At 25.4% G+C, this 12,216-nt stretch carries 10 protein-coding genes; 3 read left to right on the forward strand and 7 right to left on the reverse strand.

All coding sequences use genetic code 11. The features are described 5' to 3' along the window. From AVANS14531_RS08075 to AVANS14531_RS08105, 7 genes are all read right to left on the reverse strand, one after another. Nucleotides 1–993: glycosyltransferase (locus AVANS14531_RS08075; RefSeq protein WP_336612005.1), on the reverse strand; the 993-nt coding region annotated here is incomplete at its 3' end. Further along, nucleotides 977–2,488 carry a glycosyltransferase family 8 protein gene (locus AVANS14531_RS08080; RefSeq protein ID WP_336612006.1) on the reverse strand — a complete coding sequence of 504 codons (1,512 nt, stop codon included), beginning with the start codon at nucleotides 2,486–2,488 and terminating at the stop codon, nucleotides 977–979. The genes AVANS14531_RS08075 and AVANS14531_RS08080, both read right to left, overlap by 17 nt. Beyond that, on the reverse strand, nucleotides 2,485–3,624 hold the full coding sequence (gene glf, locus AVANS14531_RS08085; protein WP_336612007.1) for a UDP-galactopyranose mutase: 1,140 nt from the start codon (nucleotides 3,622–3,624) through the stop codon (nucleotides 2,485–2,487). Before glf ends, AVANS14531_RS08080 begins: the two co-directional genes overlap by 4 nt. A gap of 1 nt (nucleotide 3,625) precedes the next feature. Then, complete coding sequence (gene galE / locus AVANS14531_RS08090; RefSeq protein WP_336612008.1) at nucleotides 3,626–4,594, reverse strand: UDP-glucose 4-epimerase GalE; 969 nt, start codon at nucleotides 4,592–4,594, stop codon at nucleotides 3,626–3,628. Next, the gene (locus tag AVANS14531_RS08095) at nucleotides 4,591–5,889 is read right to left on the reverse strand and encodes a UDP-glucose dehydrogenase family protein (RefSeq protein ID WP_336612009.1); all 1,299 of its coding nucleotides are present in this window, start codon (nucleotides 5,887–5,889) and stop codon (nucleotides 4,591–4,593) included. The genes galE and AVANS14531_RS08095 overlap by 4 nt, the downstream gene beginning before the upstream one ends. A gap of 2 nt (nucleotides 5,890–5,891) precedes the next feature. Next, entirely contained in the window at nucleotides 5,892–6,845 is a 954-nt protein-coding gene (locus tag AVANS14531_RS08100) for a UDP-glucuronic acid decarboxylase family protein (RefSeq protein WP_336612010.1), read from the reverse strand. Between the two features lie 60 nt (nucleotides 6,846–6,905). Next, the gene (locus tag AVANS14531_RS08105) at nucleotides 6,906–8,009 is read right to left on the reverse strand and encodes a CDP-glycerol glycerophosphotransferase family protein (RefSeq protein WP_336612011.1); all 1,104 of its coding nucleotides are present in this window, start codon (nucleotides 8,007–8,009) and stop codon (nucleotides 6,906–6,908) included. A 51-nt stretch (nucleotides 8,010–8,060) separates the two neighbouring features. Here AVANS14531_RS08105 and AVANS14531_RS08110 point away from each other — a divergent pair, with 51 nt between their 5' ends. The 3 genes from AVANS14531_RS08110 to AVANS14531_RS08120 all read left to right on the forward strand — a co-directional run bounded on the left by AVANS14531_RS08110 (nucleotide 8,061) and on the right by AVANS14531_RS08120 (nucleotide 12,214). Continuing rightward, a complete protein-coding gene (locus tag AVANS14531_RS08110; protein WP_336612012.1) occupies nucleotides 8,061–9,539 on the forward strand; it encodes a glycosyltransferase in 1,479 nt (492 codons plus the stop codon). A gap of 1 nt (nucleotide 9,540) precedes the next feature. Further along, a complete protein-coding gene (locus tag AVANS14531_RS08115; protein WP_336612013.1) occupies nucleotides 9,541–10,947 on the forward strand; it encodes a phosphomannomutase/phosphoglucomutase in 1,407 nt (468 codons plus the stop codon). Nucleotides 10,948–11,029: 82 nt separating this feature from the next. Continuing rightward, nucleotides 11,030–12,214 carry a capsular biosynthesis protein gene (locus tag AVANS14531_RS08120; RefSeq protein ID WP_336612014.1) on the forward strand — a complete coding sequence of 395 codons (1,185 nt, stop codon included), beginning with the start codon at nucleotides 11,030–11,032 and terminating at the stop codon, nucleotides 12,212–12,214. Nucleotides 12,215–12,216 lie beyond the last annotated feature (2 nt).

A 12,216-nucleotide genomic window follows, 5' to 3' on the forward strand; every position in this document is an offset into this window, starting at 1 on the left:
TTTTTCAGATATTGCTACTTTTTCAATAGTATTTACCTTATTATTATAAAAACTATTAAAAAATAAAAGGTTTTGATATCTTTTAGACCCATTAAAATATTTATAGTTAGCTCTTGCAGTAAATAATTCTTGTATTGTATGAAAATTTGTTTTATTAGTATTTAATAAACTAGCAAAAGTACTAGCCTCTTCACCTCCTAACTCTATCCATTGAATATGATTATCATACCACTCATCAAAAGCACTTCCTAAATAAGTTTTCCAAGGTTTGTAATCTCCAAGCAAATGAATAATCTTAGCCTTTGTCATATCTTCAAATGGAAATGCATGATAAATTAATTTAGGAAATACATCAACCTTTAAGCCAAAATCTTCTATCATTAATTGCAATATACCTTGTTCTGCATATTTTATATAACTAGAATATCTATCTAGTTGTTTATATAAATACTCTCTAAGCAATAACGGCTCTTTTAATTTATCGCTAAAAATTATAAGACCACTCGCATACGCAGTAGTATTCATACTATACCCATCTATATCTTTTACAAAAAATGGCTTAATATTATGGGTTGTTGGATATGGATCTAGATCTAAAGACATAGATATACCAGTTCTACCATATTCTAATAGCCCACTAATATCTCCTTGTATTAAAAAATCACTATCAAACCATACTACCTTTTCATAAATATCTAAATATTTAAGCATTTCAAATCTTGAATATGGCATATTTGAATAATAGCTTAACCTCCTTCTATCGTCTAAATTAGGAATTTGAAAATCATAAATCTCTATCATTATATTTGAAAATATTTGCCTTAAAGCATTTAAATTATTTTCCGATATTTTTTCATCTGTAAAAATTAATATATCATCAAAAACATTAGGAGAATACTTTTTAATACCCAACAATACATTACCGACCGAAAACATATAATCATTAGTTGCTGCCATTACTAAAAGGGCTTTTTTCTTATTCTGCATATTCATCTTTAAACACTCCCTTTAATCCAACTGGATTTATAGATATTATGTCAATATCTTTGTAATATAAATCAATAAAATTTTTTAGCTTTTTAAAATTATTGATATTTCTATCAGGTATTAAATCACTACTGTCTGAATCATTATAAAAATATGGCTCATTACTACAATCACAACCAACCAAATATACTCTACTAGGATTTGTATATAAAATAAACTGTAAAGCAGAAAACACAACAGAACAAAAATCTCCTAAAGGTTGCTTGTCTATATTCTTCTGAAAAGCTGATGGCTTATGCTTAGAATTATCTGTAAAATACATTTTTGCATTAAAACTTTTAATAACATGCATTGGTATTTTAAACATATCATTATCTACTATGCCAAAAAATTTTTCTACATTATTACCTTGATAATTTAAAATCTTATATTTATATCCATCAAATGCCCTATAATCTTGTATAAACAAATAATCTAATTTAACTTCATGTAAAAAACTTTTATTCACACCTACGTGTATAGCACCTTTTATACCTTTATATTTACTAGCACTAGGACCTGAAGCCAATAATACAACATCTCTACCCTTGTGTATGCCTTTATATTTTGCAAAAGTTTCTGTATTCACAATCTCTATATCTTTTTGCATATCTTCTAACTTTTGAATATTGTTACCGTTTATTCCGTTAATAAAAAAATTATAGTAATGATTAAAAATTTGCGCATATGGCTTATTGTAATTATTATGCCATGGCTTATGTTCTCCAACGAAATGAATAATAGCTGGATTGGAAAGTGCTTTGTTATATTCACTTATATCTATAGGGTAAAAATTTTTTTTTGAGACATGCCATTCATGATAAAAATTCCATCTATAATCTAACCTATATATTTTATCATAAAAACAATCGTTTATTATATCTTGGTCTGAGCCTGCCGGATAATTTTTACTATTATTATTTATCGAATATTCTATCTTATTTATAAAGTAATCATAATTTATACTATTTATATTAATTAATAATATTCCACAATTAGAAAATATAAAATTTTCCGGAATTTTAAGTGCCATTTTATGCCTTTGATTAGCATCAGCAACAGCTGCAAAATAATTTTGTTTAATATCTATTTTAAATATTTCTGAAACATCATCTAAAACTACAATATCTGAATCTAAATACAAAACTTTATCTAAATCAGAAAAAAATTTTGGTATTAAGAGTCTATTATATGTTTCTAAATTTATATGTTTATAAAGCTTAACATTCTTGAAAATTTCTACATCCTCAGGATTAATTTTTAAAAATTTTATTTCACACTTAAAAAAATTCTCTATTTTTAAAATTTTTTCTTTATTACTGTTTGATAAATTTTCTATATGCATTATAAAAATATTGCACTTAACATTTGTATTTAAATTTGATAACATAGAAACTATTGCAGTACCAGCAAAATCTATAAATTTATTATCTGCTGCAAAAACTATATTAATAATTTTCATAACTTCTCCTTTGCTAACATTAATGCTTTTTCCACAACTTCGTCCATATTATAATATTTATAATCACCCAATCTTCCTAATACATAAATCCATCTAGGATTTCCAGTTCTTCTTGCATTATTTAATTTTAATAATTCTTTCAAATATTTTTTATATAATTTTTGATTATCTTCATTTGGTATAGGGTAATATCTCTCATTTTTACCATCTTTGTATTCACAAGGATATTCATATGATAATATAGTTTTATCTGATTTTTCATCTAAGTAGTATTTATACTCAACCGATCTTGTATAGTCATAATTTTCTGGATAATTTATCTGTGGACCTGATTGCATAAATTCTTTATCATATTTTTTAAACTCTATATTAAGACTCCTATAAGGTAATTTACCATGCTTATAATCAAATAGTTCATCTATAGAACCGGTAAAATACATAATATCATAATCAATCTTATTTTTTACATCTTTAAAGTCAGTCTTAAGTCTAACTTCTATTAGTGGATTATTCAGTATATTCTCTATCATTTTTGTGTAGCCATTTTTAGGTATTGCTTGATATTTATCAGTAAAATATCTATCATCTTTACTTATATATATAGGCACTCTAGCACTTACTAAGCTATCTATATCTTCAGGTTTTACACCCCATTGTTTAACCGTATATCCTAAAAAAACTTTCTCATATATATACTCAGCTAAAAATTGTAAATCATTATCACTAGAATTTTTAAGCTCTAATATTGGTATTTTGCTATTAAATTTAAAATTATTTAATAGTTTTTCTTCTAATTTTTGTGCTAAGGTATTAGGAAAAACTTTATATAAGCTATCTAAATTAAACGGAATATTAACTTCTTTACCATCTATAAAAGCCTTTACCCTATACATGAAATAATACCATTCTGTAAATTTACTTAAATAATCCCAAACTTCTTTATTGTTTGTATGAAAAACATGTGGGCCATATTTATGCACAGTAATTCCGTATTGTTTATAATCATACACATTTCCACCAATATGATCACGCTTATCTATTACTAATACTTTTTGTTTTTCTATACTTGCAATTCTTTCGGCTATGATAGCCCCACTTAAACCACATCCTACTACTAGATATTCAACTTTTTCCATACTAATATCTCCTATTATTTTCCCATTCCCAAGCTGTTTGCAATATATCTTTTATATCACTATATTTTATTTCCCAACCTAATATTTTTTTAGCTTTTTGATTATCTGCAAATAATCTTGCAGGATCACCAGCTCTTCTAGGAGCATATTTTATAGGACATTTTTTACCACTTACTAATTCAGCTGCCTTTATGATTTCTTTCACACTTGTTCCTATACCTGTTCCAAGGTTTATACATCCATTGTAATCTCCTAGCTTCTCATAAGCTAATCTATGAGCATTTGCCAAATCTTCTATATGAATATAGTCTCTTATACAAGTTCTATCAGGAGTATCATAATCATTCCCAAAAATACTGATATATTCTATATCCCCCTTAATAGCCTTTAAAACTAAAGGTATTAAATGAGTTTCTGGCTCATGACTTTCGCCTATATTACCCATAGCACCTGCGGCATTAAAATATCTAAGCGATATATGTTGCAAGCCATAGGCTTTTTCATAATCAGAAAAAATTTGTTCTATCATTAATTTAGTTCTACCATAAGCATTTATTGGATTTTGTGGATGTTGTTCATTTATTGGTGTATATTGTGGTTCACCATAAGTAGCACAAGTACTAGAAAATATTATTTTCTTAACATCAAAATCAAGCATTGTATTTAATAAATTAATAGTTCCAACAACATTATTTTGATAATATTTTTGTGGGTTAGCTACACTTTCACCGACATATGCAAATGCTGCAAAATGAACTACCCCATCTATTTTATTGTTTTTAAAAATATCTTTTAAAGAATTTAAATCCAGCAAGTCTGCGTGTATGAATTTAGCTCTCATATCTACAGCTTCTTTGTGTCCATATATTAAATTATCTGCTACTATACAATTATATCCATTATCCAAAAAATGCTTTGTGGCACAAGAACCTATATATCCAGCACCACCAAAGATTAAAATATTTTTCATCTACCTACACCTTTATATTTAAAGCCAGATTTTAAAACCTTATCTTTGTCCAATAAATTTCTAAAATCTAATATATTTTTATTCCTCATTAATTTACTTGCTTGTTCTAAATCTAGTTCCTTAAATTCATCCCATTCAGTAAGTATTACAAGTAAATCTACATCTTTTATACATTTATATATATTATCAGCGTATTTAATTTTATCTTCTAATAAAACCTTAGCTAAATCCATAGCTTTTGGATCGTATGCTTTAATATTCAAATTATCAGATAATAACCTATTTACTATATCAATAGCTGGTGATTCTCTACAATCGTCTGTTCCATTCTTAAACGCAAGACCCAAAATGGCAATATTGGCATTTTTTATATCTTTTACTTCCAATTTTATCTTGTTAGTAATTTTATCTTTTCTATCATCGTTGCCTTTTATTGCTGCATTAATCAAACTTAAATCTATATTATATTGTCTTCCCATATAAGCCATAGCTAAAGTATCTTTTGGAAAACAACTACCACCATATCCTGGTCCAGGATTTAAAAATCTATTACCTATTCTTGTGTCAAACCCCATACCTTTTGCTACTTCTAAAATATCTGCTCCACTTTGTTCACAAAAATCTGCCATTTCGTTAATAAAATGTATTTTCATAGCCAAAAAAGAATTAGATGCATATTTAATTGTCTCTGATGACCTTCTATTTGTATATAAAATATTAGTTTTATCTTTAAAATCGGCATACAATCTAGATATAACCTCTCTAGCCTTAATAGAATTAGTCCCTACAACTATTCTATCAGGATTAAAAAAATCATAAACTGCAAAACCTTCTCTTAAAAATTCTGGTAAGGAAACCATATCAAAATCAGCATTTGGATTTTCTTGTCTTATGATATTTTCAACTTCATCACCTGTGCCTACTGGAACTGTTGATTTAATAGCTACTACTTTATAATTATTTAAATATTTAGCCAAATCCTTTGCTGCTGCATGAATATATTTCATATCTGCTTCTTTTGTAACTGGATGTGGTGGAGTGCCAACGGCTATAATTACAATCTCAGCATTTTTTACACCATCTTCTAAAGATGAAGTAAAATTTAAATTTCCATTTTTAGTATTTTTTACAAATAGTTCTAATAAACCATCTTCATATAAAGTAATATTTCCTTCTTTTAAAGATTTAATTTTATTTTCATCTATATCAATACAAGTTACATTATTTCCTAATTCGGCAAACCCTACTCCTGTAGGCAATCCAACATATCCTGTTCCTATAATAGCTATATTCATTTTTATCCTTTAAAATTTTTTATACAAGTTTTAAAATATTCTATAGTTTTATCCAAACCATTATCAAGGTTTACCTTAGGCTCCCATCCAAATTTATTCTTAGCCAATGTTATATCTGGTCTTCTTTGTGAAGGATCATCCAATGGTAAATCTTTATATATTATTTTTGACTTAGAATTTATTTTGTGTATTATTTTTTCAGCTAATTCTTTTACTGTAAATTCCCCTGGATTTCCAGTATTTATCGGACCTTGAAAATCTTTAGAAGAATTCATAACCATAATCATAATATCAATCAAGTCATCTACATAACAAAACGATCTAGTCTGGCTACCATCTCCATAAATTGTAATATCCTTTCCGCTTAAAGCTTGACAAATAAAATTACTAACAACTCTTCCATCATTAGGATCCATATAAGGTCCATAAGTATTAAAAATTCTAATTACCTTTATATCAACCTCTTCATGCCTATGATAATCAAAAAATAAACTCTCTGCACATCTTTTACCCTCATCATAACAAGCCCTTATACCTATTGGATTTACATTGCCTCTATAAGTTTCTTTTTGTGGATGTTCTAACGGGTCACCATAAACTTCAGAAGTTGATGCTTGTAATATGGTTGCATTATGTTTTTTAGCAAGTTCAAGCATATTTATTGCACCTAAAACACTAGTTTTAGTAGTTCTTATAGCATGTTTTCCTTGATATGCAGGCGGAGATGCTGGACATGCTAGATTATATATCTGATCTAATTTACCATCTAAAGACAATGGTTCACAAATGTCATGCTTGATAAAAGAAAAATTATTATTAGAAAATAAATCCTTTATATTGCTTTCTCTACCAGTATAACCATTATCTAAACAAATAATTTTATGTCCTTGTTGGATTAATCTGTGACACAAATTTGCACCTAAAAATCCTGTTCCGCCAGTAATTAAAATATTCATATTAAAACCCTTTTTTTGTAAAACTAAGGGTTGATTATATAAATAAATACTAATACTAACTTAACACAATACTTTTTTTATATTTTTAAAGATTTTTTCATTTATATCATTACAATATTCAAAAATATTATATCTTTTTTTATATTTTTTGTTTATATTACATTTATTCATAATAATTTGTTCTAATTCATGGTATATTTCATTCAATGCATTACAAACATTTCCAAATCCATCATTTTCATAAGAAAAATACCCACCGGAATAAAAATGAGCGTTTAGCTTCTCTTTAAAGTGAAAATAAATAACTGGTTTTTTTAAATAAGCAAAATCAAAAGCTATAGAAGAATAATCGGTTATTAAAATTTTTGCCATGCATAAATATTTTTGTATATCTTCTTCAATACTAATAAATTCAATATTATCACAATAATTAAAAGCATCTTTATAGCTAAGCATACCATAATGTAACATAAATATAATTTTATAGTTATAAGTTTTGCAAATCTCTTGCAGTTCATTGGAATTTAGTAATTTAGAATAATTTTCATAATACTCACTTTTAAAAAAAGTATTTTTTATCTTTCTTTTATAGCTTTTTTTATCAATACCACCTACTAAAGAATTTCTCCAAGTAGGCATTATCAATATTATATTTTCGGTTTTTATTTCTTTACTTTTCTTTTTCAATGCTTCAAATCTTGGCAAACCAGTTAGTATAACTTCATTTTTACTAAGTTTATAATTATCGTTATAAACTATAGAATTATATTCATCTTGAGTACTTGTAAGCATAACATCTATCTTATATCTATTTAACCAATGAGATAAATCATCTTTTATTACTCCATGCTGTAAAAATATCATTTTTTTATTTTTCAATGTATTTTTGCCAAATACTCTTAAAAGGTAATTGTCAAGATGTGACGAAATAATACAAGTTGATTTAAACAATACATAATAAAACAAAATACTATGTGGGTGAACCAATTTAAAACCATCTGCTTTTAGTCTAGGATAATCTTTAGAACTTTTATTTAAAATAAAATATATATCTTTTTTTAAATTATTATCTTTAATATATCTATATAGGTGTTCAGCATTATCATTAGCCATATCTTTTCTATCTGCAAAAACCCAAATTCCTGTTTTAAATTCTTCTTTCATTCTAGCCTTTCTTAAACCCAATTATCACCAATTAAAGTTAAAATAAAACTCATGGAAAATAAATATGGATTAAGCTTAATTGTACCGATAGGTATAGAAAATGATGAAAATATACAAGCATTACATAGACTAGAAAGTCTAATAGTATTATACAATAACAGTAAATTAAATAATACAGAACTAATAGTATCTGAGTGTGGCTCAAATATATATTTTAAAGAAGAAATTAAAAAATTATGCCATAAATATGGTGTAACTTATACTAGCGTAAATGAAAATTTATTTTTATCAGGATTAGCAAGAAATCATGGCTCATTGATTGCAAAATATAAATTTTTAGGCTTTATTGATATAGACTTAAGATTTTCAACAAATTTATTTATGAAAATATTCAGTAAAATCAAACAGTTACAAATGAATAAGAAAAAAAATATTTTTTTTACTATACCAGTATTTTATCTCAATAAAGATTTTAGCGTTAGATTACTTAACTCGGAAAATTCTGATTATGAAATAAATAACTTAGCAAATGAATATTTCAATCATAACGACAAGACAAAAGTTGAATATTATTCTCATGTTAGCTCTTTTATCGTTGTAAATAAACACCATTTTTATAGTATAGGTGGTAATGACTTAGATTATAAAGGACATGGTTTTGAAGATTTTGATTTACTTTATAGACTTATATACGAGGAAGGAATAATACCAAAACCAACCAATCACTTAATCGACAAAAGAACTTGGAATTTTAACTCTTATGATGGCTTAAGATCATATTTTGCTATAAAAAGCATATATAATGACTGCTTAAATGATAATATATATACCGTTCATTTATGGCATGAAAGACAAAAAAATACAAGTTTTTATAAAAAAAATAACAATAGAATTATTTATAAAAGTAAATTTAATAATTTTGATTTATCAGGTAAACACCCAAAACCACTAAGTTTTAGGGAAAATAATTGTATTTTCTTTGGAGAAAAAAACGAAATAAAAAATTTGAAGGATATATTACCGTTTATAGGAAATATTAAATTATACAATGAAAATCAAGAATATGATTTAAATAACGATTTTTGCTTTATTCATCCTATAAAAGATAAATATAAAGAAATATATTGTAAATATAAAAATATTCAAAAAATTAATTACTATGAAATTAAAGAAAAAAATAATTTTTATAATATAAGTTTTAACAATAAGGAAATATTAAAAGTATACTTTTTAAATCATAATAATATAAAAATATTTTATAAATTTTTATTTGAGAATAATGCTTTAAATTATTCAACAAAAATGAACAAAAAAATATCAATAAACTTGATAAACAAAATAAAAAACATTAAATATGTAAATAAAAATAAAAAAATAAATTTAAAAAATACAAGTAATATAATTCATATATCAAATATAATTATTTCAAGATATATTGATTCTATAAAAACTAGTAAAATCAAAATTATTTTTAATAGGTTTAGAAAAAATCCCTATTATTTTTTTAAAAAAATTTTTAAAGAGGAATAAAATGAAACATATATTTAGAGAATACGATATTCGTGGGATATTTGGAACTGAGATTAACCCTAGTTTTACCAAGGCTTTAGGTTTTATTTTAGGCAAAATTATGCTAAATAAAAATGCAAAAAGTGTAAGCGTTGGTTATGATACAAGACTTAGCAATAAAGTCTTAAATAATGCTCTAATTTATGGACTAAACAAAGCTGGAATCAAAGTTTATTCATTAGGACTTGTTCCTACTCCACTTGGATATTTTAGCAATTATGCTTGCAAAATTGATGCAAATATTATGATAACAGCGTCACATAATCCTAAAGAATACAATGGCTTTAAGATTACAATTAATAAAGAAAGTTTTTTTGCAACTGAACTTGCAAATATTTATGATGAAGTGGCACTCTACTTAAAAGATTTTGATAATAAGATTGAAGATACTGAATATGAAGAATTAGATATAAAAACAAAATATATTGAATTTTTACAAAAAGAATTTGCTCATCTTAAAAACGCTAATTTAAATCTAGCAATCGATACAGCTAGTGGTGCAGCTTGTAAAGTAGTAGCTAATATTTTAGATACTCTAAATATCAAATATGCTCATTATTTTAGTGAATTTGATGGCGAATTTAAAGCACATGAACCAGATCCAACACATGAAGAAAATCTATTTGCTATTAAAAATGAGCTTAATTTTAGTGATTTTAGAAGTCCTTGCCCTACTCCACTTTATAAAAATGGCTATGTTAAAAATACTGCTACACTAGGCTTTGGCTTTGATGGCGATGCTGATAGGGTTGTTTGTATTCTAAAAGATAAGATTATAAAAGGCGATGAACTTTGTTATCTTTTTGCAAATGATATTAAAAATCCTAAAATCCTTTGCGAAGTAAAATGCTCTAAAATAATTTTTGATAAAATAAATGAGCTTGGCACTTGCACAATGTGTAAAACTGGTCATTCAAATATCAAAAAAGTTATAAAAGAGCAAAATATTGACCTAGCAGCTGAACTTAGCGGACATGTATTCTTTAATGACAAATATTATGGATACGATGATGCAATTTATTCTATGCTAAGAATTATTGAACTTTATTTAAAAAATCCTGATTTTATAGGAGTTTTAAATAAATTACCTAAGAGCTATTCAAGTGATGAGATAAAAATAAAAGTAAAAGAAGAAGATAAATTTAACATCATAAATACTTATAAAGAAAAAATAAAATCTCTTAATCTAAATGCTAAGCTTATCGAAATAGATGGCGTAAGATTGGAATTTGAAAACGGATTTTCATTACTTCGTGCAAGCAATACAAGTCCTTATTTAGTAGCTAGATTTGAAAGCATTAGCGAAGAAAAATTAAAAGAGATTAATGATTTTACATATAAACTTTTAAATGAAATTATTAAGAATTAATTACTAAATAAGTTTAAGTAAATATAATCTTAGATTTTAAAATACCCTTTAAAAGGGTATTAATATATTATGAAAAGTTAGTATGAATATAGGTAGTTTAATTAATAAATTTAATAATGAGAATATTTTATTTTTACAAGGTCCAATAGGTCCATTTTTTAAACGATTTAGCAAATGCCTAGCTGAAAATAATAAAATTTATAAGATTAATTTTACTGCGGGAGACTTTGTATTCTATCCATCTAAATATAATTATAAATACAATTTAAGTAACCTAAAATCTTACTTAGATAATTTTTATAAAACCAATAATATAACCTGTATTGTATTATTTGGAGATACTCGCCCAATTCACGAAATTGCAATTAATTTAGCAAAAAAACAAGATATTAAAATCTATGTATTTGAAGAAGGCTATTTAAGACCAAATTACATAACATGTGAGCTAAACGGCGTAAATGCAAATTCACTAATGAGCAAAAACAAAAATGATTATAAACAATTAAATATATATAAGGAAAACTCAAAACTATTTAAATCAAGCTTTAACATAATGGCTTTATATGCCTTAATTTATTATACTTTTAGCATAATATTCGCCTGTTTTTACAATAATAAAAACTATCATAGGCCATTAAATATAATGGAACTTTTTAGATGGTTTAGACATTTTTACAGAAAAGCAAAATATTATTTTAAAGAAAAAAATGTAGATAATTTAGCTAAAAAATATCATAAAAAATACTTTTTAGCAGTTCTTCAAGTTCACAATGATAGTCAAATAAGAAAGCATTTCAAAGATAAAGGTATGAAAAAGTTCATAGTAAAAACTATAAAATCTTTTGCTAAAAGCAAATCAAAAAGTGTTTTAATCTTTAAACATCATCCACTAGATATCGCATATACTGATTATACAAACATTATAAATGAACTCACAAAAAGACTAGGAATTAGCGATAAAGTATTTTATATACATCGTGGGCATTTGCCAACTTTATTAAGAAATGCAAAAGGCTGTATTTGTATAAATAGCACGGTTGGAATGCAAGCACTTTATCATAATTGTCCTACTATAGCTTTAGGAAATGCAATTTATGATATAGATACACTTGTTTATAAAAAATCACTTGATAGCTTTTGGCAAAACGCACATAATTTTATAAGTGATTATGATTTATACTTGAAATTTCAAGGATATTTATTAAAAAACAATCAATATAATGCAAACTTTTACTTAAATTTCAAAGAATTTGAAATAGGAAATTAAAG

Source organism: Campylobacter sp. Cr9 (assembly GCF_020138295.1).
Lineage (GTDB): Bacteria > Campylobacterota > Campylobacteria > Campylobacterales > Campylobacteraceae > Campylobacter_E.

Excerpts from the sequence above, each read along its gene's own strand:
- AVANS14531_RS08120 (WP_336612014.1), top strand. The coding sequence starts at position 11,030 with ATGAATATAGGTAGTTTAATTAATAAATTTAATAATGAGAATATTTTA.
- AVANS14531_RS08095 (WP_336612009.1), bottom strand. The coding sequence starts at position 5,889 with ATGAATATAGCTATTATAGGAACAGGATATGTTGGATTGCCTACAGGA.
- AVANS14531_RS08110 (WP_336612012.1), top strand. The coding sequence starts at position 8,061 with ATGGAAAATAAATATGGATTAAGCTTAATTGTACCGATAGGTATAGAA.
- AVANS14531_RS08100 (WP_336612010.1), bottom strand. The coding sequence starts at position 6,845 with ATGAATATTTTAATTACTGGCGGAACAGGATTTTTAGGTGCAAATTTG.
- glf (WP_336612007.1), bottom strand. The coding sequence starts at position 3,624 with ATGGAAAAAGTTGAATATCTAGTAGTAGGATGTGGTTTAAGTGGGGCT.
- AVANS14531_RS08105 (WP_336612011.1), bottom strand. The coding sequence starts at position 8,009 with ATGAAAGAAGAATTTAAAACAGGAATTTGGGTTTTTGCAGATAGAAAA.
- AVANS14531_RS08080 (WP_336612006.1), bottom strand. The coding sequence starts at position 2,488 with ATGAAAATTATTAATATAGTTTTTGCAGCAGATAATAAATTTATAGAT.
- AVANS14531_RS08115 (WP_336612013.1), top strand. The coding sequence starts at position 9,541 with ATGAAACATATATTTAGAGAATACGATATTCGTGGGATATTTGGAACT.
- galE (WP_336612008.1), bottom strand. The coding sequence starts at position 4,594 with ATGAAAAATATTTTAATCTTTGGTGGTGCTGGATATATAGGTTCTTGT.